The sequence below is a fragment of the Paraburkholderia silviterrae genome (assembly GCF_004353915.1).
Lineage (GTDB): Bacteria > Pseudomonadota > Gammaproteobacteria > Burkholderiales > Burkholderiaceae > Paraburkholderia > Paraburkholderia silviterrae.
This window is the reverse complement of record NZ_SMRP01000006.1, coordinates 98,813-122,774: the sequence shown is the minus strand read 5'-3', so window position 1 is coordinate 122,774 and position 23,962 is coordinate 98,813. Positions and strand designations below refer to the sequence as shown.

The window sequence follows — 23,962 nt, the reverse complement described above, 5'->3', positions numbered from 1 at the left end:
GCGTGGCTCACGATGGTGCGCGCACGTCTGGATGGACGAGCAGTTCTGCGAGCGTGCGGATCGCCTCGTCGATACGAGGTGACCACGGATGGCCATAATTCAGCCGGATGCAATTCTCGAAAGCGTGAGACGCGGAAAAGATCGGCCCGGGCGCCACGCTGATGCCGCGCTCGATGGCGAGACGATGCAGCGCCATGGCGTCAATGGGCTCGCGGAAGGTGAGCCAGAGAAAGTACCCGCCTTCGGGGCGCGAGCATTGCGTGCCTTCGGGCAGCCAGCGACGGATCGCTTCGATCATCGCATCGCGCTGGTGCTGCATGGCGAGGCGGATCTTCTTCAGGTGGCGCTCGTAGCCGCCGTGTTCCAGATAGTCGGCAATGCCGGCCTGTACGGGAATGCTCGCCGAGATGGTCGTCATGAGCTTGAGGCGCTGCACGCGCGCGGCGAAACGCCCCGCGCTCGCCCAGCCAACGCGATAGCCCGGCGCGAGATTTTTCGAAAACGAGCCGCAATGCATGACGAGCCCGTGCCGGTCGAAGGCCATGGCCGGAGGCGGGTAGTTCGGCGCGTAGTGAAGCTCGCCGTAGACATCATCTTCGATGAGCGGGACGTCGTGCTTCGCGAGCAGTTCGACGAGCGCCTCTTTCTTTGCCGCCGATAGCGTGACGCCGGTCGGGTTCTGGAAATTCGTCATGAACCAGCAGGCGCGCACGGGGTGCCTGTCGAGCGCCTCGGCTAGCGCGTCGAGGTCGAGGCCCGTCTGCGTATCCACGGGAATCTCCACGGCGCGCAGGCCGAGCCGCTCGATCGCCTGAAGGGCGGCGTAGAAGCCCGGCGATTCGACGGCAACGATATCGCCGGGCTGGGTGACCGCCATCAGGCAAAGATTGAGCGCTTCGAGTGCGCCGTTGGTGATGATGATGTCCTCGGCCGGCTGCGAGATGCCCACGCGCATGTAGCGCAGCGCGATCTGCCGCCTCAGGCTCTCGTTGCCCGGCGGCAGGTCGACGACCGTGCTCCACGGGCTCACGCTGCGCGCGGCCTGACCCAGCGATTTGGCGAGGCGCGATAGCGGAAAGAGCAAAGGCGAAGGGAAGGCGGAGCCGAGCGGCACGATACCGGGCCGTTTGGCGGCGTCGAGCACCGAGAAGACGAGCTCGCTGATGTCAACGGTGGCCGTATCGCCCGGCGTCGCGCGTGATGTGGCGCCAGCGGGCTTCGAGGGCGGAGCGACATAGTAGCCCGAGCGCTCCTCGGCGCGCACCAGGCCCCATTGTTCGAGCAGATAGTAAGCGCGCGTCGCGGTGGACTGGCTCACGCCGTGTTGGGCAATGATCTGCCGCAGCGATGGCATGCGCGAGCCGGGCGCGAGGTTGCCGGACCGAATCTCGGCGGCCATGCTTTGCGCCAGGCGTTCGTAGCGTGTCATGCGCTTGCGCTCGTTGAAATGATGTTGTTGGGGGGTACGCAATTATCCGGTTCGATTTTCGTATGTCTCGCCGGAATTGAGAAGCGATCTGCGGTGGTGATTTTTGCGTCGTCTGCTTCTGTACGGTGACTCCATAGGGGCGGATCATTGCGGCCAGCGCGCATCGAAGTCCGGGTCTGTTCTCCCGGGGTGCGCCGGGATTACTGCGCGAGTGCCTGGATCATCACCTAAACCCGCAGAGCTTGCGGCTCTTATTGCCTGTAGCGTGGCAAGCATTTGGCCCCGGCACGCGAGTGCCGGGGCATTTGTCGTGTCTGCACACAAGCCACACGGGCTGCATCCGTCAAATCGTCCGCAACTGCTGCTTTTCCCGTTCATAAGGAAGTTTGAACATGGCGCCATGTGATCGAGTGAAACGGAGGAAATGATGGAACTCATCCGCATGGTACGCATCGTTCTGTGGAGCTTCTTCGGCGTGCGCAAAAGTGCGGCCCACGAGGCCGACTTCGCCAATGTGAACTTCAGCTGGCTGCCGTTCGTAGCAGTTGGACTGGCCGCCCTCATCGGCGCCTGCATTCTGGGCGTGGTGCTGCTGGTCGCACACTCCACGGGAACCGCACAAGGGTTCTGAACATAGGCGCCCGGCCAGGCGTATGGCTTTCAGCCGAAATCAGTATGCGGCGGAGTCCGTCGCATACTTTCTGGAGCAGAAGTTACTTTTGCCTGCATTGAGCCCGGCTCTGACCAGCCTTCAGTCAACGGAACACGATACGTGAAGGCTCTGTAATGGACAACAGCGCCAAGGAAGCGAAACCGGCTCTGGTGCAAATAGTTGGTCCGGTCGAGACGCCTGTCAAAAATTTGGATGCCTTATCAATTAAAAAGAACGGTATTCCAGGCGGCAGGCGAAGCGGTGCTCCTGATCCCGAGAGCGGAGAAGTCAAACTGGCCCTTGCGAATACGATGCATCAACTCGATGCCTGAAATCGTGATCGCGGCATTTCGGAACCGTTTGAAACCGAGCATCACATTCGTTCTCGATTTGATGTTTCGATGGTCCTGCTCGATCAGATTGTTTAGATACTTCGAGGACCGGACCTTCGTGTCCGCGAGCAGCAGACCATCGACCTTCATCTCACGCACGGCCCGGTGCGAGGCGGCGTACCCGTCGAGCGTGATCGTCTCCGGAGGCCGGCCCTGATGTTTGATCAGCCTTGCTGAAAAAGGCTTTAGCTGCGGCCACATCGCGTTTCGCCCTGCGCGCGTCAAACCCCTGACCCTAACCCATCGGGCTCAAATTTGCACCAGAGCCTGGCAAAGCAGGCTGGACAACTGGACTGAAGTCTAGTGCTTTCCGTTGATGGTGGCGAGATAGCGGGCCACCGTCTCAATCTGATCGACAGGTAACGGCGCGCCATATGTCGTGCGCATCTTTTCCACTTCAGCTTTCCACTGGTCGAATGAGAGCGGAGGCTGTCGCGTAATCATGCCCGCCGAGTGGCAAATGACGCACTGCGAGTTCACTATCTCGGCACCCTCGCCGGGCGGAAGCACGGTGGTGCTTTCCGGAAACGAGACTTCGACGGTGCGATTCACGCCGGCCGCAAGTGAGTTGTGGTCCGACGGCTGTGCATACGCACAAGAAGCCGCTGCGGCCAGCACAATGACAGTCGCTGAGATGCCGGTTTTCATGGCCGCTCCCTCAGATCACGGTCAGCGTTGTTGATTCAACCACGTTACGCATGTACCCCCCTGGATTCCAGTTTGGGACGTCGGGCTGAGTTACGCCGGCGCTGTTGGTTGCCTTTACCTTGATGGTCATCGGGCCGGCTTTGGGCGTCAGGCGAACTTCCCAATGTCGAAAGCTGTATTTGCCGTGATCCGCGCCGAGCTTGGCGGCATGCCACGACGTGCCGCCGTCAGGTGACACCCGGACCTCGCGCAATCCGGTGTCGCCACCGAAGGCGATGCCCCTGACTGTGAGTGCTTGTCCGGCTCGCACGTGCTGATCATCATGGAGATTTGTGACAAACGAGCGTGGAAGCATGCGGCTGATTGGCACCATGTGCACATCCTTTTGCCCAGGCTCGACGTTGCCTTGCGGATTGTCCGGCACGAGATAGGCCTTCGCCATCCAATAGTTGTCGTCCGGCTGCGTGAGCACGTCGATGTCGTTAAGCATCTTGAGCCAGTACGTCGAGTACCAACCGGGGACGATGAGCCGGATCGGAAAGCCATTGAGGAGCGGCAGTGGCTCACCGTTCATCGCATAGGCAATCATCACCTCGCCGTCTTGCGCATGGTCGACCTGCAGCGATTTCATGAACAGCGGCGTGGTGGGCAAAACCCCGGTTTCGAGGCCTCGAAAGCGAACCGCCACTGCGTCCGCCTTGAGCATCGCTCGGGCCAGCACGTCGCGCAGCCTTATGCCGGTCCATACGGCGTTGCCCATCGCACCGTTGCCCCACTGACCGCCCGCAACCCGAGGTGAAAACAGCCCTCGCGAGTTTCCCGAGCATTGATTCACCGCGATGAGTTGAACCTGCTCGAACTTCGTCATCAGTTCGTTCACGCTGAGGCTCAACTCGTGCGCCACGGCACCATGAACGTTGAGCCTGAATGCGGCGCCGTCAATCCGGTTGGGGATGTTCGGCAGATGCCACCTGACGAAGAACTGGTCGTTAGGCGTGACGATTCCCTTGTCGAAGACAGGGAAGGGGGTTTCGAGCAAGGGAGGTCGGGTTCTGAGCAGAAGCACGCCACGTTTCTGGGGAAATGCGTCTGTGACATCCCGTTGCCCGCCTGCGAAAGGCAGGTCGACCTGCTCGGCCGACCAGGCAGCAGCGCCGATGCTTGTCAGCGAACCAGCGAGCCCGCCCGCCATTGCGCCACGCAGCAAGACGCGGCGCCGCTCATCAACCGTTTTGAATTGTCTGGCCACAGCATGGTTCTCCTTGCGAAAGGCTCGGATAACTGGGTGGTTCCGGGTGGGCGGGTATTGAAGCCATCGTCCTGCTGCGATGAGCGGGCGTGTCTGTTACGTGCTTATGGAGATAAGGCTAGTCTAGTTTCACCTCAGGTGAACTCGCAAGGTCTTTCATCTCCTTGGAGCCTTCATTGCAGATTCCGCTCCTCGTCACGCGGCGGATCTCAGGGAAACAGAAAGTCAGACTAACTGATGCAAAATTCGCCTACTTTTCCAGAGCAGTCAGTTTGACAAGCCTTGGCCGCGCGACGTATTTGCACGTGGCTATCGAGCGAATGGTGGCGAGGCGCGCGCGCTCCCGCGTTTGCGCACGTCATTTACCGCTGCACGAAGGCCGTATCGGTGGATTTTTCATAGAGCGTACTTTTGGCAATACGCAGTTGATTCGCGGCTTGGGAGCCAGTTGATCCTGGCTTCAGGCGTTGGCGCGCGTTATGTAGTCAGTCGAGGAGGATGCCCCACGCCATCCGCAACCGACTCGTTGAAAACGAGGCCATGAAAGCGGAAGACGCAGAGCCTGGTGCGCAATTTATCGGCGCACTCTGGATATATTTATACCGGAACGATAGTGTGTATGTCTGCCCTGAGTGCGCTCACGAATGGCCCATGAATGATGCGGCCGTGCAGGCCGATCCCGCCACAACGGTTTATCGCGATTCGGCGGGCAACGTGCTGCAGGACGGCGATAACGTCACGGTGATCAAGGACCTGAAGCTGAAGGGTTCGGCGGGTGTGATCAGGATGGGCACCAGGGTGAAGAACATCCGCCTTGTGGACGGCGACCACGACATCGACTGCACGGTGGACGGATTTGGCGCGATGAGCCTGAAATCGGCATTCGTCCGGAAGGCGTGACTCACGGGCCACAAATGCTGACCGCAGGGGACGGCCGCCTTGACCATCGCGCCGTTCCTCGACATAAGTCAGGCAGCTAACAGCTAAGTGGTCGCTTGCAGTGCGAAGTTTACATAATAAAAGTGTTCAAATTTTTATATGTAGGAATACAAAACATATACTTGGCGCCGGGAGCGCATCAGTCGGTTCAACGGGATTATTGCGCGCTATACGGGGTCCTTTGATTTGCGTGCAGGTTGCACCGAACCGCCTTTCCGCCATTCGACTGCGGTGCGGGCGCTCTGATGGCCGACGCTGGACTCACGGACGATGAGCTCCGGCTCTGCGAAGAACTGCACGACGTCGTCGCCGATATCGTCCGCGCCCTCGAGGCGAGCGAGCAAAGTCCTGCTCGCCATGGTGCCAAGCTTGTCGGCACCGGCGGACAGCGTGGTCAACGGCGGATTCGTGTGCTCGGAAGCTACGACGTTGTCGCACCCGACCACGGCTAGCGCCTTTCCCGCGCGCTTGCCCATCCTGTCCAGTTCGTGCAGCACCCCGAATGCGACCTGGTCGTTGTAGCAGACGACCGCAGTCGGCCGAGGCTTCATGTCGAAGATGGCGCGCACCGCATCGCGCCCGCCGTTCGGCGTGAGCTCCACGTCGACGATCCAGTTGTCTTCCACGGCCAATCCGTGCGCTGCCATCGTCGACAGATAACCTTGCCTGCGCTGGTTCGCGACGGTATACCCCGACCGGTTGCCGGCAAACGCGATTCGTGTGTGTCCCTGCTGGATCAGGTGTTCAGTCGAGAGTGCAAAGCCGTGTGCGTTGTTCACTCCCACGGTGTCCACATCGGTGCCCATCGGGCGCATAACCAGCACCAGCGGAATGCCCCAGGACTGAATCTCGGCTGTGAGGCTCCCAGGTGTGCCAAGGGCAGGGGACATGATGAGTCCGGCCACATTCTGCTCGCGCATCGAGCGCAACACGCGCGTTTGCGTTTCCACGTTTTCGGCGGTGTGCGCCATCAGCGTGGTGTAGCCGGACTGCGCGAGTACACGTTCGATCGCCACGAGCAATTCGACGAAAAACGGATTCGTCAGATCGTTGATGACCATGCCGACGGTTGTGCTGCGGCGTCCGCGCAGGTTGGCCGCCCCGCGGTTGTAGACATACCCTAGTGTGCGCGCCGCCTCGCGAACTTTCTCCGCAGTCTCGGCCTTGATGCGCGGGCTGTCCTGCAGGACAAGGGACACCGTCGACTTCGACACGCCGGCCGCCGCCGCGATGTCCTGGATCGTGGGCCCGGGTTTTATGTTGCTTTGCACAATTGGAACGTTCCAAAAAGTGTTTGACTTCGTGAAATGAGTCTACTACAGTCCGTTGGAACGATCCAACGCATAGAAATTGGAACGTTCCAACGGAGAGAGACATGGCGGCAACAGTTCGCTGGGCACTGATCGGCGCAAGCACCATCGCCGACGAATGGATGGTCAACGCCATCCGGTCACAAGCCGATGGCGTGATCGGGACGGTGGTGAGCGGCAGCGCGGAGCGCGCCCAGGCGTTCGCACACAGGCACGGCATTGCGTCCCATACGACCAGCCTTGACGCGGTGCTCGCGGATCCGGCCATCACGGCCGTCTATATCAGCACGACCAACGAGAAACACCTTCCCCAGACGCTGGCCGCCGCCGCGGCGGGCAAGCACGTGCTCTGCGAAAAGCCGCTTGCGCTTACAGAAGAGGATGCGGCCCGCATGGTCGAGGCCTGCGAGGCGAGCGGCGTCGTGCTGGGAACGAACCACCATCTGCGCTGCGCCGCGACGCATCGAAAACTACGTGACCTCGTTCGCGCGGGCGAGATCGGAACGCCGCTCTTTGCGCGTGTTTTTCATGCCGTCTCGCTGCCGCCGCATCTGCGCGGCTGGCGCATCGAGCGCGCCGACGCCGGCGGCGGCGTGACGCTCGACATCTCCGTTCACGATGTGGACACCCTGCGCTTCGTGCTTGACGACGACCCCGTTGAAGCGAGCGCGATGACGTCATCCGGGACGATGGCGCAGGGCGGGGTGCCGGACGGCGTGATGGGTGTTTTGCGCTTCAGCCGCGGCGTGCTCGCGCAGATTCACGACGCCTTCACCGTGCCGTTTGCCCAGACGGGGCTCGAGATTCACGGCACCACGGGCTCCCTCTACGCAAAAGACGTCATGACCCAGCGGCCCGTGGGAGAGATCGAGTTGCGTTCGGCGCGGGGCGTGCAGCGTATCGAAGTCGAGCATCGCGACCTGTATATCACGTCGGTCGAGCATTTCCATCGCGCCATTTCAGGCGAGGGCGCACCAGCGGCAAGCGGCGCGGACGGCTACCGCTCGCTGGCAGCGGCTTTGGCGCTCGCGAAGTCGGCCGAGACCGGCGAGCACGTGACGATCGCGTCGCGGTTCGCAAAATAAGCCCGTTTCAGGAGATTGATTGTGCGTTCCAGCAAGGTTATTTCGTTCTCCCAGGCAGCAAGCCTGATCGACGATGGCGACGTCGTCACGGTGAGCTCGTCGAGCGGCCTCGGTTGTCCCGATGCGATGCTCGCGGCCATCGGCGCGCGCTTCGAAGCAGAAGGTCATCCGCGTAACCTGACCATGCTGCACCCCATCGCCGCCGGTGACATGTACGGCATCAAGGGCGTCGACCATATTGCGAAGAAAGGGCTGATCGAAACGATCATTGCCGGCTCGTTCCCGAGCGGTCCTTCGAGCTTGCCGATGCCGGACATCTGGCGCCTCGTGACCGACAACGAAATCCGTGCGTACAACCTGCCAAGCGGCGTGCTGTTCGATATGCATCGCGAAGCAGCCGCAAAGCGCCCAGGTGTGCTGACGAAGGTGGGTCTCGACACGTACGTCGACCCATCTCGACAGGGCGGTGCGATGAACGCCCTGGCTGCCGAGCATGCCATCGTCGAAAAGGTCGCGTTTGCGGGCGACGAATGGCTGCATTACAAGAATTTTGTCCCGCGCGTGGCCATCGTTCGAGCAACAACCGCCGACGAGCGGGGCAACCTGTCGTTCGAGCACGAAGGTGCGCTGCTCGGCGGTCGCGATCAGGCGCTGGCCGTGCGCAACAACGGCGGCATTGTGATCGCCCAGGTCAAGCGCGTGGTCAAGGCCGGCTCGCTCCACACCCAGCAGGTTCACATTCCCTGCAACCTGGTCGATTACGTGGTCGTCGATCCCGGGCAAAAACAGACGACGCAGATCGAATATGACCCGGAGATCAGCGGCGAAGTGAAGCTGCCGGACAGTGCGTTTGCATTCGCAGAATGGAACGCCGACAAGGTTATCGCGCGTCGCGCCGCGATGGAGCTCGCACAGAACGATGCGGTGAACCTCGGCTTCGGCATCTCGGCGAACGTGCCGCGCATTCTGCTGGAAGAGGGATATCGCGACGAGGTGACGTGGGCGATCGAGCAGGGCGCCGTGGGTGGCGTGCCGCTGCTGGGCTTCGCGTTCGGCTGTTCGGGCAACGCCGACGCGATCATGCCGTCGCCGTCGCAATTCGTGTACTTCCAGGGGGGCGGCTTCGACGTTTCGCTGCTCTCGCTCCTGCAGGTCGACCGCAACGGCCACGTGAACGTCTCGAAGCTGCCAGGCAAACCTTACCTCACCGCCGGATGCGGGGGCTTCATCGATATCACGACGCACGCAAAGCGGCTCGTGTTCAGCGGCTATTTCACGGTGGGCGCGAAGATCGAGGTGGGCGACGGGCGCCTCACCATCGTCAAGGAAGGCAAGAAGAAGTTCATCGCGGACGTGGATCACGTGACCTTCAGCGGCCGCATGGGCCGGCAGCGCAATCAGGAGGTGCTGTACGTGACAGAGCGCTGTGTGATTCGTCTCACGGATACCGGGCTCGAAGTCGTTGAAATCGCGCCGGGCGTCGATCTGCAACGGGACGTGCTCGACCTTTGCGATTTCGAGCTGGCCGTGTCGCCCTCGCTCAAGGTCATGGACGCGGCTATTTTCACGGACGCGCCGTTCGGACTGAAGCTCAAGGAGGCACGTCATGGCTGAGCCGCAACTGATTCAGATCGACAAGCGCGGCGCGGTTGCCGTCGTGACGCTCGATCGCCCGGAAAAGCTCAACGCGCTCACACCCGACATGCTAGGGCAACTGGAGCAGGCCGCCGGCCAGCTCGAGGCGGACGCGGACCTGCGCGCCGTGGTGCTGACCGGCGCGGGCGATCGCGCCTTCTGCGTCGGCGCCGATATCAACCAGTGGTCCGCACTCGCGCCGCTCGACATGTGGCGCGTATGGGTCTCGCGCGGCCACCGGATCTTCGATCGCTGGGCGGCGCTGCGCCTGCCTGTCGTCGCAGCGCTGAACGGTCCCGCATTCGGAGGCGGACTCGAACTGGCGGCGGTCGCCGACGTTCGGGTTGCCGATCCGGGCGCGACCTTCGCGCTGCCCGAAGCGGGCATAGCGACATGCCCCGGTTGGTCGGGTACGCAGCGCCTGGTCTCGCTGATCGGCCCGAGTCACGTCAAATCGCTCGCACTCACGGCGCGACGTATCGATGCGCAGCGTGCCTACGCGATCGGACTCGTCGATGAGATTTCAGAACCGCAGGCATCGCTCGCCGCCGCAATGGCGATCGCGCAAAAGATGGCGGAGCTCGCGCCGGTCTCGGTGCAGCTCACGAAACAACTGATCAACGCCGCCGCGGGTTGCGGGGCTGCCGCCACGCTGGAGGCGATGGCCGGCGCGCTCTGCGCGACGACACGCGATGCGCGCGAAGGCATGGCCAGCTTCCGCGAACGCCGTCCGGCTCAATACGAGGGTCAATGAAATGACGAACGCAACTTCCATCCCTTCTGCCACGCCACTGCTGGCCCACGAAACCGCGCCAGTGCGCGAGGCGTTCAACGGCCGCATGTACATCGGCGGCACATGGACCGAATCGGCGGACGGTCTGCGATTCGAGCGCCGTAGTCCCGCGCACGGGCATGTGGTGAGCACGTTCCCCGAGGCGACTTCGGCAGACGTGGAAGCCGCCATCAACGCCGCCGACGCTGCATTCCGCCGCGGCCCCTGGCCGAAGCTCAAGGGTGTCGAGCGCGCGCGCGTGCTGCTCGCCGTGGCAGAGGGCATCAAGGCGCGCGCGGAAGAGATGGCGCTGCTCGAGTCGCTCGAAACGGGCAAGCCGCTCTCACAGGCGCGCGGCGAAGTGACTGGCTGCGTCGACCTGTGGCAATACGCGGCGAGCCTCGCGCGTACGACCAGCGGCGAAGCCTACGACACGCTCGGCGAGGACATGCTTGGGATCGTGCTGCGCCAGCCCATTGGCGTGGTGGGGCTCATCACGCCCTGGAATTTCCCGATCTGGATTCTCTCGCAGAAGCTGCCGTTCGCGCTGGCTGCCGGCTGTACCTGTGTCGTGAAGCCGAGCGAGCTGACGTCGAGCACGACCGTGATCCTGATGGAGATTCTCGAGCAGGCGGGCGTGCCGGCCGGCGTCGTCAATGTGGTGACGGGCAAGGGGCCGACGGTCGGCCAGCCGCTTGCTGAGCATCCGGCCATCGACATGCTGTCGTTTACGGGTTCGACGCGCGTCGGCAGCCTGCTCGGCGGACTGGCTTCGAAGCATCTGAAGAAGGTGGCGCTCGAACTGGGCGGCAAGAACCCGCAGATCGTTTTTCCCGACTGCGACTGGGACGCCATGGTCGACGCAGTGGTGTTCGGCGTTTATTTCAACGCCGGCGAATGCTGCAACAGTGGCAGCCGCGTACTCGTGCACGAATCGATTGCGGAGCGCTTCACGCAGGCCGTAGTCGAGCGCGCACGCCAGGTGCCGGTGGGCGACCCGCTGCACCCGGACTGCAAGATCGGCGCGATCGTGAGCGAGAACCAGCTCAACGAGATTCTCGGCAACATCGACAAGGGCGTGGCGGCGGGTGCGCGTGTTCGACTCGGCGGCAAGCGTTACGACGCAAAGGGCCTCTTTCTCGAACCGACGATCATCGGCGATGTGAAGCCGGAGATGGGCATTGCACGCGACGAAATCTTTGGACCCGTGCTCGCCATCATCGCGTTCGCCGATACGCAGGACGCGATCGATATCGCTAACGAAACCGCTTACGGCCTGTCTGCCGCAGTCTGGAGCAGCAACATCGACACGTGCCTCACGGTCGCGCGCGGTGTCGATGCGGGAACGGTGTGGGTGAACACGTTCCTCGATGGCTACCCCGAATTGCCGTTCGGTGGCTTCAAGGCGAGCGGCGTCGGCCGTGAGCTCGGCAAGCAGGCGGTCGAGGACTACACGGAAACCAAGACGGTTCAGCTCCATATCGGAGCGCGCAGGAACTGGTGGTTGCCACGCCCGGCGGCATGAGCCCGGGCTACCCCTTAAGCCGCCATGGCTCGCCATGGCACCGACAAGAAAGCCCTTCGAGGGCGCGTCATCACGGAGACAACGATGTTCAAGAAGCGTATTGCCGCATTGGTAGTCGGCGTAGTGGCATTGCATGGTGTGTCCGCACTGGCGGACACGAAGCAGGTGGAGGTCATGCACTGGTGGACCTCGGGCGGTGAAGCCAAGGCACTTGGCGTGCTGAAGGATGGCCTCAAGCAGCGCGGCTATACGTGGAAAGATGCGCCAATCGCCGGCGGCGGAGGCGAGGCGGCGCGCACCGTGCTCAAGGCGCGCGTGGCGTCGGACAACCCGCCCGATGCGATCCAGATGCTCGGCTTCACCATTGCCGAATACGCCGAACAGGACTACCTCGCCAATCTCGATCCGCTCGCCGCAAAGGAAGGGTGGGACAAGGTTGTGCCCGCACCGATTCAGCGTTTTTCGAAGCACGACGGGCACTGGGTGGCCGTCCCGGTCGACATCCACCGCACCAACTGGATCTGGGCCAACAAGAAGATCTTTGACCAGCTCCATCTCACGCCGCCGCAGTCGTTCGACCAGCTCGTTGCGGATGCCGCGGTGATCCGCAAGGCCGGCTATATCCCGCTTGCCCATGGCGGGCAGCCCTGGCAGGAAGCAACGATCTTCGACAGCGCGGTGATGTCGGCCGGCGGCCCGAAGTTCTACACGCAGGCGCTTGTGAATCTCGATCCGGCCGCGCTCGGATCCAAAACGATGGAGAAGGCATTCGACCAGATGCGCGCCCTGCGCGGCATGGTCGATCCGAACTTCCCGGGCCGGGACTGGAATCTCGCCACCTCGATGGTGATCAACGGCAAGGCCGCGATGCAGATCATGGGCGACTGGGCCAAGGGTGAATTCGTGAACGCCGGCAAGAAGGCGGGCACCGACTACCTGTGTTTCCAGTATCCGGGTACGCAGGGCGACTTCATCTTCAACACCGACCAGTTTGCGACGTTCAAGAAGGGCGATGCGGCGTCGCCGGGCGAACTGGCCTTCGCGTCGACGGTGATGGACAAGGGCAACCAGGCGAAATTCAATCAGATCAAGGGATCGATTCCCGCGCGCCTCGACGTGCCCGCGGACGGTCTCGACGAATGCGGCCAGAAGTCGATGGCGGATCTGCGTACCGCGCTGAAGAACGGCACCATGGTGGGCAGCTTCGCCCACGGTCACGCGATGCCGGACGGCCCAAAGAACGCGGTCTACGACGTGGTTACGCATTTCTTCAACTCCAACCAGTCGTCTGCGGATGCGGTCAAGCAACTGGTCCAGGCCATCAACAACGCAAAGTAAGCAACCAGGCTGTGCCATCGCGTTCATGCGGCAACCTGGTTGCCGCATGATCCTCCGAAGTTTCTGAAGTGAAGGTGTCTGTCATGCACACTACACATGGGACTGCTCACGCCACGGCCCACGGCGGCGTGTCTACCTCGCCGGTTCAAAACCGGCGCCGTTCGAGCCTGCGCAACCGGTTCGAACAGGTTCTGCCGAAGCTGGTTCTGTCGCCGACGCTGATTGCGACGCTCATCTTCGTCTACGGCTTCATCATCTGGACCACGGTCCTGTCCTTTACACGTTCGCGGGCCTTCGCGAATCTGCACTGGGCTGGGTTCACGCAATATGCGCGTGTGTGGGAGCATCCGCGCTGGCATGTCGCGGTGATGAACCTCGGCATCTATGCTTCGCTCTACGTCGTGCTCTGCATGGCGATCGGGCTGATGCTCGCGATCCTGCTGGATCAGCGCATCCGCGCCGAAGGCGGTCTGCGCGCCATCTTCCTCTATCCCATGGCGATCTCGTTCATCGTCACCGGTACGGCGTGGAAGTGGATCCTGAATCCGGGGCTCGGGCTCACCAAGCTCTTTCACGACTGGGGCTGGACGAGCTTCACCTTCAACTGGATCATCGACGACCACATGGCGATCTACACCGTCGTGATTGCCGCCGTATGGCAGGCATCCGGCTTCGTGATGGCCATGTTCCTCGCCGGCCTGCGGGGCATCGACCAGGACATGGTCAAGGCCGCTTCGATCGACGGCGCGAAAATGCCCGCCATCTATCGTCGCATCATCATTCCGCAACTGCGGCCCGCGTTTATCTCCGCGTTCGTGATTCTCGTCCACCTTGCGGTGAAGAGCTATGAGCTCGTCGTCGCGCTGACGGGCGCGGGCCCCGGCTATTCGACCGAACTGCCCTCCACATTCATGTACTCGTTCACGTTCACCCGCAACGAACTCGGAATGGGCGCCGCGAGCGCGGTCATGATGCTCTGCACGGTTGCGGCCATCATGGTGCCGTACCTCTATTCCGAACTTCGCCCCCGCCGCAGCGGTGGGTCCCACTGATACGCACAGGAGACAGTCATGTCGAACAAGACATGGGACTCACCGCAAATGGTGATGGGTAAGCACAACTATCTATCGCGGATCGTGATCTACGGATTGCTGGCTGTGTTCGCAGCCGTCTATCTGGTACCGCTCGCGGTCATGATGCTGACGTCGTTCAAGCCGCTCTCCGAGGTGTATAGCGGGAATATTCTCGCGTTGCCGCGTGTATGGACTATCGAGCCGTGGCTCAAGGCCTGGGGTGAAGCGTGTGTCGGTCTCGACTGCTCAGGCGTGAAGGGGTTCTTCTGGAACTCGACGCGCATGGTGGTGGCCGCGGTCACGATCTCGACTTTCATCGGCGCACTGAACGGCTACGTGCTGACCAAATGGCGTTTCAAGGGCGACAACATCCTCTTCGGTCTGGTGCTGTTCGGCTGCTTCATTCCGTTCCAGGTCGTGCTGATCCCGATGGCGACATTCCTCGGCAAGGTGGGGCTCGCGCAGTCGATCACCGGACTCGTGTTCGTGCACGTGGTGTATGGCCTGTGCTTCACAACGCTCTATTTCCGCAACTTCTATATCGCGTTTCCCGATGAACTGGTGAAGGCCGCCATGATCGACGGTGCGCGCTTTTTCCGGATCTTTCTGCGCATCCTGCTGCCGTGCTCCGGCGCAATCATCACCGTCACGGTGATCTGGCAGTTCACCAATATCTGGAACGACTTCCTGTTCGGCGCTTCGTTCACGACGGGCAGCACCGCGCCGATCACGGTGGCGCTCAACAACATCGTCAACACGTCGACGGGCGTGCGCGAATACAACGTGCAGATGGCAGCCGCAGTGATCACCGCGCTGCCCACGCTGCTGGTCTATGTGATTGGTGGTCGCTATTTCGTGCGCGGCATGATGGCCGGCTCGGTCAAGGGTTAAGGAGTAGGCAAAATGGCTTCTCTACATATTTCGAACGTCCGCAAGGCCTACGGCGCCACGGAAATTCTGAAGAACATCAATATCGATGTCGGCGACGGCGACTTTCTGGTGCTGGTGGGGCCCTCGGGCTGCGGCAAGTCCACATTGCTTTCGCTGATCGCAGGCCTCGACACGATTTCGGACGGTGAAATCCGCATTGACAGCGATCGCGTGAATGACCTTCATCCAAGCGAGCGCGACATTGCCATGGTGTTCCAGAGCTACGCGCTCTATCCGAACATGACGATCGGCCAGAACATCAGCTTTGGTCTGGAGATGCGCAAGGTCGGGAAGGCGGAGCGCGAGAAGGCGGTCTCCGACGCGGCGAAGCTGCTGCAGATCGATCACCTGATCAACCGGCGTCCCGGGCAGCTTTCGGGCGGTCAGCGCCAGCGCGTGGCGATGGGCCGGGCACTCGTTCGCAATCCGAAGATCTTCCTGTTTGACGAGCCCTTGTCGAACCTCGACGCGAAGCTGCGCGTGGACATGCGCACCGAGATCAAGAAGTTGCATCAGCGGCTGGGCGCGACCATCGTCTACGTGACGCACGACCAGATCGAGGCAATGACACTGGCGACCCGTATCGCAGTGATGAAGGGCGGCGTGATACAGCAATTCGGCACGCCCGCGGAAATTTACAGCGCACCGGCCAACACGTTTGTGGCGACGTTCATGGGCTCGCCTTCGATGAACCTGATTCCCGCCATGCTCAGCGCGGAGGGCGGCAAGCTCATGCTCGCGGTTGGCCAGGGCAGCGCGGCGGCACGCTTCGAATTGCCGCCGCAATCCGCGGCGGTGGCCAGCTACGCCGGCAAGCCGGTTATCGCCGGGCTGCGCCCGGAGGCCATCGGCGTCGAGGGCGGACGCACGCCCGACGCGTTGCGCGAAGTCGAGGTGAAGATGCTCGTGATGGAGCCCACGGGACCCGACGTGTTCGCCGTGATGGAACTGGGCGGCGTCGAGGTTGCGGCGCGGCTTGGTGCGGACGTTCCGCACTCGCCGGGCGAGCGCTGCAAGCTGCGTGTCGATCTGTCGAAGCTCGTACTCTTCGACGCGCAAACTGAAGAGAGGATTGCGTGATGTGCGCTGGGACTTCATATGGAGCGGGCCATGTCTGAAGAGGTCAAACGTCCAGCGGCGCTGGTAACGGGCGGGCGCCGCGGTATCGGACGAGCCATTGCGATCGAACTCGCTACGCGCGGCTACGACGTGGCAATCACCGACCTCGAAGACGACGCGGATAGCGCGATCACGCTGCGCGAAATCGAGGCGCGCGGTGGCCGTGCGCTGTTCGTGCAGTCGAATCTTCAGGATGTCACGACGCACGAGCAGACCCTCGTGAATGTATTGAGCTGGTGCGGCGAACTGCATTGCCTCGTGAACAACGCTGGCATGGGGTCGCCGTCGCGGGGCGATCTTCTCGACGTCAAGCCGGACGCGTTCGACACCGTGCTCGGGGTCAATCTGCGTGGCACGTTCTTCATGACCCAGGTCGTGGCGCGCCACATGATGGACACGAGCTCGAGCTACCCGCGCGCGATCGTGACGGTTTCCTCGGTGTCCGCGACGATGGCTTCGACGGAGCGCGCCGAGTACTGCCTGTCGAAATCCGCGCTGCCGATGATGACGAAGCTGTTCGCACTGCGGCTCGCGTCCGCGGGCATTCCCGTTTTCGAGGTGCGGCCCGGGATCATTCGAACGCCCATGACCCAGGGCGTGGCGCAGAAATACGAGGCGCGCTTCAAGGAGGGTCTGGTGCCCATGAATCGTTGGGGCGAGGCAGAAGACGTGGCGAGAGCGGTCGGCGAACTGGCCGGCGGCGCGCTGCAGTTCGCGACCGGCAGTGTGCTGCACGTGGACGGCGGCCTCTCCATCGCGGCATTTTGAAGGTGGCAGCATGAAAACCGAAGACTACGACTACATCATCACAGGCGGCGGCTCGGCCGGCTGCGTGCTGGCGAACCGCCTGAGCGCGGACCCGTCGGTCAAGGTCCTGCTGCTCGAAGCCGGCGGCATGGACCGCAACCCGCTTTTTCACATGCCTGCCGGGTTCGCGAAGATGACCAAAGGCATCGGCTCGTGGGGCTGGCATACGGTGCCGCAGAAGCATATGAAGGACCGCGTGCTGCGCTTCACCCAGGCGAAGGTCATCGGCGGAGGCTCTTCGATCAACGCCCAGATCTACACGCGTGGCGTGCCGGCCGACTACGACGAGTGGGAGACGCTGGGCGGCGCTGCGGGCTGGGGCTATCGGGACGTGCTGCCGTATTTCCGGCGTTCGGAAAACAATCAGCGCTTTGCGAACGCGTTCCACGGTTATGGCGGACCGCTCGGCGTTTCCAATCCCATCAGCCCGCTGCCGATCTGCGAAGCGTTCTTCCAGGCTGGCCAGGAAATGGGCATGCCGTTCAATCCCGACTTCAATGGTGCAGAGCAGGAAGGGCTGGGCTACTACCAGCTGACGCAACTCGACGCACGGCGCTCGTCGGCGGCCGTCGGGTTTCTTCAGCCTGTGCTCAACCGGCCAAACCTGCGGGTGCTGCTGCAGGCGCAGGCCCTGCGGGTGGTGGTGGAGGGAGGGCGCGCGGTCGGCTTGGAGCTGGTGAGCGGCACAGATCGAACGCCGGTCATTGTGCGCGCACGGCGCGAGGTCATCGTGGCGTCAGGAGCAATCGGCTCGCCGAAGCTGCTCATGCAGTCGGGCATCGGCCCTGCCGACCATTTGCAGGCTGTGGGCGTGCGCGTCGTGCACGACATGCAAGGCGTCGGCTCGAACCTGCAGGATCATCTCGATCTGTTCGTGATTGCGGAATGCACGGGCGATCACACCTACGACAAGTACAACAAGCTCCATCATGCAGCGTGGGCAGGGCTGCAGTACCTGCTCTTGCGCAAGGGGCCGGTCGCGTCCAGCCTCTTCGAGACCGGTGGCTTCTGGTACGCAGAAGGCAAGGGTGCGTCGACGGCCCGCTCGCCGGACATCCAGTTCCATCTGGGGCTGGGTTCGGGCATCGAAGCGGGCATGGCCAAACTGGGTAATGCGGGTGTCACGCTCAATACCGCCTATCTGCGCCCGAAATCGCGCGGCACCGTGCGCCTCGCCACTGGGGACCCCGCGGCCGCGCCGCTCATCGACCCGAACTACTGGTGCGATCCGCGCGACCGCGACCTCGCTTTGCAGGGGTTGCGTCTTGCGCGCGAGATCATGAGCCAGCCCGCGCTCAAACGCTACGTACAGCAGGAAGTGCTGCCGGGCGCGAAGCTTCGCACCGATGCCGAACTGTTCGACTACGCGTGTGCGAACGCGAAGACGGACCACCATCCGGTTGGCACCTGCCGGATGGGACCCGCGAACGACGCACGCAGCGTCGTTACGCCGGATTTGCGCGTAATCGGGCTCGACGGGCTTCGAGTGGTCGATGCCTCGGTCATGCCATTCATTCCCTCGTGCAACACCAATGCACCGACGATCATGATCGCCGAGAAGGCTGCAGATCACATTCTCGGGCGCATCGATACGCCCGCCGCGAATGGCCGGCAACGCGGCATGCCCAATGTCGCAGCGCCAACGTCCTACTGAGAGACACCATGAAACTCGTTCTCCCTAATTCCGATGGCGCAACGGCGCCCTACAATCTCAAGCATACCGAATCAAATGCTGCGCCGGAAGCAAACTTCAGCTTCAATCGCGTGGCGTACGCCGCCGCGCACGTCGTGACGGATCCTTCGTGCAACTACGAACCCTGGTCGGGTGCCCCAGCCATCGACTGGGACAGGACGCTCGCATTCCGCAGCTATCTCTATGGCCTGGGCTTCAAGGTGGCCGAGGCGATGGATACGGCCCAGCGCGGCATGGGCGTGGGCTGGCAAACGGCTGCGGAGCTGATTCGGCGGAGCATCGCCCACGCGCGCACGGTTCCCGGTGCGGATCTCGCATGCGGAGCAGGCACCGATCATCTCGACGACCGGCGACGTCACGGACTCTCCGATGTCATCAACGCATACCGTGAACAATTCGAGGTCGTGGAGTCGGCGGGAGGCCGGGTCATCATGATGGCAAGCCGCGCACTGTGTGCCGCGGCGCGCTCGCCCGAAGACTATCTGAATGTCTACGACGCCGTCATTTCCGAAAGCCGTAACAAGGTCGTGCTGCACTGGCTCGGCGAGGCATTCGATGCGTCGCTTGCGAGGTACTGGGGCAGCAGCGACATTCACGCCGCCATGGCGACGGTGCTCGAAGTGATCCGGCTCCACCCAGGAAAGATCGAGGGCATCAAGATCTCCCTGCTCAACGCCGAGTACGAACGCGAACTGCGTGCGCAGCTTCCTGAAGGCGTGCGGATGTACACCGGGGACGATTTCAACTATGGCGACCTGATTGCCGGCGACAGCACCGGCATCTCCCATGCCCTGCTCGGCATTTTCGACCCGATCGCGCCTGTGGCCGCCCGCGCGCTGGCCGATCTCGCGCGAAACGACATCGATGCCTACCACAGGACGATGGCGCCGACCGTCGCATTGTCGCGCGAGCTTTTCCGTGCGCCCACGCAGTACTACAAGGCCGGTGTGGTGTTCCTCGCCTGGCTGAACGGGCACCAGGATCACTTCTCGATGGCGGGGGGCATGGAGTCGGCGCGTTCGGTGCTGCACTACGCCGAAGTCTTTCGCAAGGCTGACGCGTGTGGCGTACTGATCCGGCCTGAACTCGCCGTTCAGCGAATGGCCGCTTTTTTGAGTGTTCACGCCGGAATCGGTCAGTGAGGCTTGTTCAACGAGGGGACGCCCCTGGCGGGGCGAGGGAGGTCGGGATGGGACACAGGCATGCGCAGGTGATCGACGAGACGTTCGATCAGCAGGCGGCTCGTACGACGCTGCCGGCATTCAATGCGGAGATCGCGCGCAAGCTCGGCGAGATCGCAGTGAACATCGCGTCGCGCCGGGGGCTGCCCGTCGCATTGAGTATCGTGCAGCCACAGGGCGCGATCTTCTTCTGCGCGCTCGAAGGGAGCAGCGCAGACAACGCGCAATGGATACGCCGCAAGCAGAATACCGTGTTCCATTTCGGAAAGAGCTCGCTTGAGGTCGGCGCAATGTTTGCGCGTGAGGACAGGTTGCTGGCGTCGCACGGATTGTCTACGAGCGACTTCACACTCTTCGGTGGCGGCGTGCCACTGCGTGTGGCGAACGCGGGCATCGTCGGCGCGATGTCGGTGTCGGGGCTCGACGATGTGGCCGATCACGAACTCGTCATCGAAGCACTGTGCTGGCATCTCGGGATCCCGCACGTCGATGCGGTGCTTTCCCGCCCAGTCGCGACGACGAAAAGACAGGGCATGGAGGAGACGAGACAATGAAGATGTACGCGATAGAAGGCGCCGCTGCCAGCAAACGAGCGCGACCCGAGGTTTGCGCCGCCGATCTTGGTCGCGTAATTGCCGCGAGTACCGCAGGCAGTGCGATGGAGTGGTACGACTTCAGTATCTACGGAACGGCATCGGCGTTGATCTTCGCCGATCTCTTCTTTCCCGGCCTGAGCAAGGCCGCCGGACTCCTTGCCATCTTCGGTGCGTACGCGGCGGGTTTCTTTGCGCGCCCATTCGGCGGACTCTTCTTTGGATGGATCGGTGACAGGCTGGGGCGCAAGGTTGTGCTGGTTGCAACGGTTTTGTTGATGGGCGGCTCAACGTTTTGCATCGGGCTGTTGCCCACCTACGCGACGGCTGGGGTCGGGGCGACTGTGCTTCTTGTTGCGCTACGTCTTCTGCAGGGTTTCGGTGCCGGAGCGGAGCAGGCAGGGGCGTCGCTGATCGTCTCGGAGTTTGCGCCCGCTGAGCGTCGGGGCTTCTACGCAGCATTGCCGTTTGCCGGCTGCATCATTGGCATCCTGTTGGCCGGGGCCATCTTTACGCTGGTACAGCGTCTGCCAAAGGATGAATTCCTGGCCTGGGGCTGGCGTGTTCCGTTTCTCTTCAGTGCGCTCGTTGTGATTGCGGGCATCGTCATCCGGATGCGCGTGAAAGAGAGCCCCGTGTTCGAGGAGATCCGGCGTACGGGACATGCGAGCGAGCGTCCCGTCAGGGACCTGCTGAGTGAATCGCCGGGCCGTCTCCTGGTGGCATTCGGACTCCGCGTGGGCGAGAACGGGTCATCGTATCTGTATCAGGTGTTCGCGCTCAGCTATCTGACCAAGATCCTGTTGGTCGACAAGTCGGTGGGGACAGTGGGCATTACGATCGCGGCAGGGCTCGCCGTGGTGACGATCCCGTTGATGGGGTGGCTCTCGGACCGCTACGGGCGGCGCCTGATGTACCGGCTCGCGGCGCTCTTTACCTGTGCCTGGGCGTTTCCGGCCTTCTGGTTGTTTAATACGCGAGACCCGTTCTGGATCGTGTTCAGCATGGCGATGGCCATTGGCGTCGGCGTGTTTGGCATGTATGGGATTCAGGGCGCCTACTTCCCGGAGTTGTTCAGCGCGCGCTTCCGGTATACGGGCGTCGCTGTGAGCAAGGAGTTTGCGGCAGTGGCTTCTGGAGGCGTCGCGCCGTTCATCGCCACAGCGCTGATCGGGTGGTCGGGTGGCGCCTGGTGGCCGATTGCGTTGTATGTGGTGGTGCTCGCCGGCATAACGTTCATCGCGACTTTCTTTGCGCCGGAAACGCGCGGAATCGATCTGAATGCATAGCGTTGTACGGCAATGGAACGCGGCGGTTGCGCAGCGGTTCGTATCGACGGCCAAATTTTGGGCACTACAGCGCATACGGAGACGCATCATGGAATCCCTGCACATTGAAGATCTGCCGGCGGCAATCCGTTCGGTGAAGAGGCAACTGCGCCAGAGACTTCCCAACTACAGGGAAACGTTCGAGCAGGTCGACGCCGAAATCAGGCGCAAGGTCGATGTGATTGCGCAGGAGCGCCGGCGCGGCGAATCGGTGATCCCGGAGATCCGGTTCGCGGACATTGCCGCGCGATGCGTGAGCGAGCAGGCAATCGCGGCGATCAAGGAGCGCGGAGCGTGTGTCGTGCGCGGCGTCTTCAGCCGGGAACGCGCCGGGGCATGGGACGACGAGATCGCGCAATACGTTGCGCGTAATCGCCTGGACGACAAGCTCGCCCATCGGGCCGAGGACAAGTTTTTTGGCACACTCGCATCGAGCAAGCCGCAAATTTACGGCATTTACTGGTCCGGACCTCAAGTGGAGGCCCGACAGTCTTCCGAACTCACCGAGACACGCGTCTTTTTGAACAGGCTCTGGAAGTGGCAGAGTGAAGGTCGGATTCACTTTGATCCGGACACGGTTCCGGTCTACGCGGACCGCCTGCGCCGGCGTCCTCCGGGTTCCGAATCGTTGGGCCTCTCCGCGCATTGTGATGGCGGGTCGGTGGAGCGCTGGCTCGATGACAACTTCCGGCGTGTCTATCGTCATGTCTTCAGCGGCGAATGGCGCCGGTATGACGCCTTCGACGCGGCGTGGCGGCCGCTAGCCCGAGAGATTCGTTCCCCGACTGTATGTTCGATGTTCCGCACATTCCAGGGGTGGACCGCGCTCACTCCCCAGGGGCCGGGCGATGGCACCTTGCAACTGGTGCCGATCGCGAACGCCATGGTGTATGTGCTGTTGCGGGCGCTTCAGGACGACGTCGCCGACGACGATCTGTGTGGCGCAATGCCAGGGCGGGCCCTGTCGATCGATGCAAAGTGGCATGCACCGCTGCACGAAGCGCTTTCGTCGATTCCGTTGATGCAGGCGGGTGACACCGTCTTCTGGCACAGCGATGTGATTCATGCGGTCGAAGACGCTCATCGTGGAACCGGATACAGCAACGTCATGTACATCGCTGCGGCACCCGGCTGCGCGAAAAATGACGACTACCTGAAACGGCAACTGCCGGCGTTCCTCAAAGGCGAGAGCCCGCCCGACTTTCCTGCCGACAACTTCGAAACCGATTTTGTCGGCCGGGCCACCGAAGGCAGTTTGTCGGTACTGGGCAAAACGCAGCTCGGGTTTGATCTCTGATCGGGCAATCCGGTATGCAGCATCCCAGTTTCCCTGAGTCCCTGAATGCCGTGCCCGAACCGACGGGTAGTCGATCTTGCTGACGAAATTCGTCGCGGCCGGGAAAATTATGTACGTTTTTCGGATCAAATGCTCGACACTGAGATTTTTTTCGACGCTGTCGGGCGATATGATTTCTCTCATCTGCCGCCCTTTTGGTGGAACCATCGAAGCGCGCTAGCATGGCTGCGGCGCGATTGCGCAAGCATTGAGAGAGTCGTATGCCGGATACGCCATTCATTATCGTTGAACGTGCCCGCAGGAGAACCGCGCAGGTTCGGCTTGGCAACGTGTCCACGTCCTTGCAGGACGGACCCAAGTGGGTGTGCCAGATCGTGCCCAGTAATGAGACGCAGAGCGATGTCGGGGCAATATCGTCCACGCGGATGGCGGCAACGTTCGGCAGTCTAAAGCCCGCGAACGTCTCTTTGACGAATTGCGTGGAGCACGAAGGCGGCTGGCTCGCCTCCTCGGCACGCGACGAGGCAGGCCGGTGCCGGGCCTACGCCCATCTCGGGGTGGATCGGACGCTCGAGATGGTGGGGATGCCGGGTGTCGGCCCGTGGCTGGACGAGCGCGACACGTGGTGGCCCGGCGCATACGAACTGCCGCTGCTCGAGCAACTACCCGCGATTGTGGCACCGCTGCTCGGCCTGGGCGACAAGACTGGATCGGCGTATCTGCTGATGAGCCTGACCGCGATCGACGGCACTGCGCTCGTGACGGAATCGGACAACGGCATCGAACGCCCATTTCGTATTCCCGGAGGCGTGGATACGGTCCATTTCTCGCCGGTGTGCATTGGCGGGCCGATGGTACGGTGGCGCGGAGCGCTCATCGCCGCGTTCGACCGCATCCGGCATCTTGTCGGCCTCAAGTCGACACGCCCGTTCTACCTCTGAATTCTGCGTATCTGACCTGCGGGCCA

General features: G+C 62.4%; 23 protein-coding genes. 18 read left to right on the top strand and 5 right to left on the bottom strand.

From position 1 onward, the window contains the following. Positions 1–7: 7 nt before the first annotated feature. Positions 8–1,429, bottom strand: coding sequence for an aminotransferase-like domain-containing protein (locus EYW47_RS14675; RefSeq protein ID WP_133195549.1), 1,422 nt, complete (start codon positions 1,427–1,429; stop codon positions 8–10). Positions 1,430–1,856: 427 nt separating this feature from the next. Between EYW47_RS14675 and EYW47_RS14670 the strand changes: the two genes are divergently transcribed. Next, positions 1,857–2,060, top strand: a complete 204-nt coding sequence (locus tag EYW47_RS14670) for a DUF2970 domain-containing protein (RefSeq protein ID WP_028213433.1) — start codon at positions 1,857–1,859, stop codon at positions 2,058–2,060. 242 nt (positions 2,061–2,302) lie between these two features. On the opposite strand, the gene EYW47_RS41800 is transcribed toward EYW47_RS14670, so the two are convergent. From EYW47_RS41800 to EYW47_RS14655, 3 genes are all read right to left on the bottom strand, one after another. Next, positions 2,303–2,674: a transposase gene (locus tag EYW47_RS41800; protein ID WP_240763698.1), complete on the bottom strand. Its 372-nt coding sequence runs from the start codon at positions 2,672–2,674 to the stop codon at positions 2,303–2,305. 99 nt (positions 2,675–2,773) lie between these two features. After that, on the bottom strand, positions 2,774–3,121 hold the full coding sequence (locus EYW47_RS14660; protein WP_133195548.1) for a c-type cytochrome: 348 nt from the start codon (positions 3,119–3,121) through the stop codon (positions 2,774–2,776). 10 nt (positions 3,122–3,131) lie between these two features. Further along, complete coding sequence (locus tag EYW47_RS14655) at positions 3,132–4,313, bottom strand: molybdopterin-dependent oxidoreductase (RefSeq protein ID WP_133195797.1); 1,182 nt, start codon at positions 4,311–4,313, stop codon at positions 3,132–3,134. 233 nt (positions 4,314–4,546) lie between these two features. On the opposite strand from EYW47_RS14655, the gene EYW47_RS14650 reads away from it, so the two are divergent. Further along, complete coding sequence (locus EYW47_RS14650) at positions 4,547–4,822, top strand: hypothetical protein (RefSeq protein ID WP_133195547.1); 276 nt, start codon at positions 4,547–4,549, stop codon at positions 4,820–4,822. An 88-nt stretch (positions 4,823–4,910) separates the two neighbouring features. Further along, positions 4,911–5,270: a zinc ribbon domain-containing protein YjdM gene (locus tag EYW47_RS14645; RefSeq protein WP_133195546.1), complete on the top strand. Its 360-nt coding sequence runs from the start codon at positions 4,911–4,913 to the stop codon at positions 5,268–5,270. Between the two features lie 206 nt (positions 5,271–5,476). On the opposite strand, the gene EYW47_RS14640 is transcribed toward EYW47_RS14645, so the two are convergent. Continuing rightward, positions 5,477–6,568, bottom strand: a complete 1,092-nt coding sequence (locus tag EYW47_RS14640) for a LacI family DNA-binding transcriptional regulator (protein WP_133195796.1) — start codon at positions 6,566–6,568, stop codon at positions 5,477–5,479. Between the two features lie 116 nt (positions 6,569–6,684). Between EYW47_RS14640 and EYW47_RS14635 the strand changes: the two genes are divergently transcribed. From EYW47_RS14635 to EYW47_RS14565, 15 genes are all read left to right on the top strand, one after another. Continuing rightward, positions 6,685–7,704: a Gfo/Idh/MocA family protein gene (locus tag EYW47_RS14635; protein WP_133195545.1), complete on the top strand. Its 1,020-nt coding sequence runs from the start codon at positions 6,685–6,687 to the stop codon at positions 7,702–7,704. A 21-nt stretch (positions 7,705–7,725) separates the two neighbouring features. Further along, on the top strand, positions 7,726–9,318 hold the full coding sequence (locus EYW47_RS14630; protein WP_133195544.1) for an acyl CoA:acetate/3-ketoacid CoA transferase: 1,593 nt from the start codon (positions 7,726–7,728) through the stop codon (positions 9,316–9,318). Beyond that, positions 9,311–10,093: an enoyl-CoA hydratase/isomerase family protein gene (locus EYW47_RS14625; protein ID WP_133195543.1), complete on the top strand. Its 783-nt coding sequence runs from the start codon at positions 9,311–9,313 to the stop codon at positions 10,091–10,093. The genes EYW47_RS14630 and EYW47_RS14625 overlap by 8 nt, the downstream gene beginning before the upstream one ends. Position 10,094: 1 nt before the next feature. After that, entirely contained in the window at positions 10,095–11,636 is a 1,542-nt protein-coding gene (locus tag EYW47_RS14620) for an aldehyde dehydrogenase family protein (protein ID WP_133195542.1), read from the top strand. 84 nt (positions 11,637–11,720) lie between these two features. Beyond that, positions 11,721–12,974 carry an ABC transporter substrate-binding protein gene (locus EYW47_RS14615; RefSeq protein WP_133195541.1) on the top strand — a complete coding sequence of 418 codons (1,254 nt, stop codon included), beginning with the start codon at positions 11,721–11,723 and terminating at the stop codon, positions 12,972–12,974. Between the two features lie 83 nt (positions 12,975–13,057). Then, a complete protein-coding gene (locus EYW47_RS14610; protein WP_133195540.1) occupies positions 13,058–14,026 on the top strand; it encodes a carbohydrate ABC transporter permease in 969 nt (322 codons plus the stop codon). Positions 14,027–14,044: 18 nt separating this feature from the next. Further along, positions 14,045–14,938: a carbohydrate ABC transporter permease gene (locus EYW47_RS14605; RefSeq protein WP_133195539.1), complete on the top strand. Its 894-nt coding sequence runs from the start codon at positions 14,045–14,047 to the stop codon at positions 14,936–14,938. Positions 14,939–14,950: 12 nt separating this feature from the next. Next, the gene (locus EYW47_RS14600; protein ID WP_133195538.1) at positions 14,951–16,057 is read left to right on the top strand and encodes an ABC transporter ATP-binding protein; all 1,107 of its coding nucleotides are present in this window, start codon (positions 14,951–14,953) and stop codon (positions 16,055–16,057) included. Between the two features lie 30 nt (positions 16,058–16,087). After that, a complete protein-coding gene (locus EYW47_RS14595; protein WP_133195537.1) occupies positions 16,088–16,864 on the top strand; it encodes a 3-ketoacyl-ACP reductase in 777 nt (258 codons plus the stop codon). Between the two features lie 10 nt (positions 16,865–16,874). Next, on the top strand, positions 16,875–18,557 hold the full coding sequence (locus tag EYW47_RS14590) for a GMC family oxidoreductase (protein ID WP_133195536.1): 1,683 nt from the start codon (positions 16,875–16,877) through the stop codon (positions 18,555–18,557). Between the two features lie 8 nt (positions 18,558–18,565). Beyond that, positions 18,566–19,738: a dihydrodipicolinate synthase family protein gene (locus EYW47_RS14585; RefSeq protein ID WP_133195795.1), complete on the top strand. Its 1,173-nt coding sequence runs from the start codon at positions 18,566–18,568 to the stop codon at positions 19,736–19,738. Between the two features lie 47 nt (positions 19,739–19,785). Beyond that, positions 19,786–20,331, top strand: coding sequence for a heme-degrading domain-containing protein (locus EYW47_RS14580; protein ID WP_133195535.1), 546 nt, complete (start codon positions 19,786–19,788; stop codon positions 20,329–20,331). Further along, positions 20,328–21,659 carry an MFS transporter gene (locus EYW47_RS14575; protein ID WP_133195534.1) on the top strand — a complete coding sequence of 444 codons (1,332 nt, stop codon included), beginning with the start codon at positions 20,328–20,330 and terminating at the stop codon, positions 21,657–21,659. The genes EYW47_RS14580 and EYW47_RS14575 overlap by 4 nt, the downstream gene beginning before the upstream one ends. Positions 21,660–21,747: 88 nt before the next feature. Further along, positions 21,748–22,995 (top strand): DUF1479 domain-containing protein, encoded by a 1,248-nt coding sequence (locus EYW47_RS14570; RefSeq protein WP_133195533.1) that lies wholly within the window; start codon positions 21,748–21,750, stop codon positions 22,993–22,995. A 260-nt stretch (positions 22,996–23,255) separates the two neighbouring features. Continuing rightward, on the top strand, positions 23,256–23,936 hold the full coding sequence (locus tag EYW47_RS14565) for a hypothetical protein (protein WP_133195532.1): 681 nt from the start codon (positions 23,256–23,258) through the stop codon (positions 23,934–23,936). Positions 23,937–23,962 lie beyond the last annotated feature (26 nt).

What these genes read in the sequence shown, in the direction of transcription:
- EYW47_RS14620 (WP_133195542.1), top strand. Translation starts at nt 10,095, where the DNA reads ATGACGAACGCAACTTCCATCCCTTCTGCCACGCCACTGCTGGCCCAC.
- EYW47_RS14655 (WP_133195797.1), bottom strand. Translation starts at nt 4,313, where the DNA reads ATGGCGGGCGGGCTCGCTGGTTCGCTGACAAGCATCGGCGCTGCTGCC.
- EYW47_RS14570 (WP_133195533.1), top strand. Translation starts at nt 21,748, where the DNA reads ATGGAATCCCTGCACATTGAAGATCTGCCGGCGGCAATCCGTTCGGTG.
- EYW47_RS14590 (WP_133195536.1), top strand. Translation starts at nt 16,875, where the DNA reads ATGAAAACCGAAGACTACGACTACATCATCACAGGCGGCGGCTCGGCC.
- EYW47_RS14585 (WP_133195795.1), top strand. Translation starts at nt 18,566, where the DNA reads ATGAAACTCGTTCTCCCTAATTCCGATGGCGCAACGGCGCCCTACAAT.
- EYW47_RS14610 (WP_133195540.1), top strand. Translation starts at nt 13,058, where the DNA reads ATGCACACTACACATGGGACTGCTCACGCCACGGCCCACGGCGGCGTG.
- EYW47_RS14615 (WP_133195541.1), top strand. Translation starts at nt 11,721, where the DNA reads ATGTTCAAGAAGCGTATTGCCGCATTGGTAGTCGGCGTAGTGGCATTG.
- EYW47_RS14565 (WP_133195532.1), top strand. Translation starts at nt 23,256, where the DNA reads ATGCCGGATACGCCATTCATTATCGTTGAACGTGCCCGCAGGAGAACC.
- EYW47_RS14670 (WP_028213433.1), top strand. Translation starts at nt 1,857, where the DNA reads ATGGAACTCATCCGCATGGTACGCATCGTTCTGTGGAGCTTCTTCGGC.
- EYW47_RS14660 (WP_133195548.1), bottom strand. Translation starts at nt 3,121, where the DNA reads ATGAAAACCGGCATCTCAGCGACTGTCATTGTGCTGGCCGCAGCGGCT.
- EYW47_RS41800 (WP_240763698.1), bottom strand. Translation starts at nt 2,674, where the DNA reads ATGTGGCCGCAGCTAAAGCCTTTTTCAGCAAGGCTGATCAAACATCAG.
- EYW47_RS14575 (WP_133195534.1), top strand. Translation starts at nt 20,328, where the DNA reads ATGAAGATGTACGCGATAGAAGGCGCCGCTGCCAGCAAACGAGCGCGA.
- EYW47_RS14600 (WP_133195538.1), top strand. Translation starts at nt 14,951, where the DNA reads ATGGCTTCTCTACATATTTCGAACGTCCGCAAGGCCTACGGCGCCACG.
- EYW47_RS14580 (WP_133195535.1), top strand. Translation starts at nt 19,786, where the DNA reads ATGGGACACAGGCATGCGCAGGTGATCGACGAGACGTTCGATCAGCAG.
- EYW47_RS14645 (WP_133195546.1), top strand. Translation starts at nt 4,911, where the DNA reads ATGAAAGCGGAAGACGCAGAGCCTGGTGCGCAATTTATCGGCGCACTC.
- EYW47_RS14635 (WP_133195545.1), top strand. Translation starts at nt 6,685, where the DNA reads ATGGCGGCAACAGTTCGCTGGGCACTGATCGGCGCAAGCACCATCGCC.
- EYW47_RS14605 (WP_133195539.1), top strand. Translation starts at nt 14,045, where the DNA reads ATGTCGAACAAGACATGGGACTCACCGCAAATGGTGATGGGTAAGCAC.
- EYW47_RS14595 (WP_133195537.1), top strand. Translation starts at nt 16,088, where the DNA reads ATGTCTGAAGAGGTCAAACGTCCAGCGGCGCTGGTAACGGGCGGGCGC.
- EYW47_RS14625 (WP_133195543.1), top strand. Translation starts at nt 9,311, where the DNA reads ATGGCTGAGCCGCAACTGATTCAGATCGACAAGCGCGGCGCGGTTGCC.
- EYW47_RS14675 (WP_133195549.1), bottom strand. Translation starts at nt 1,429, where the DNA reads ATGACACGCTACGAACGCCTGGCGCAAAGCATGGCCGCCGAGATTCGG.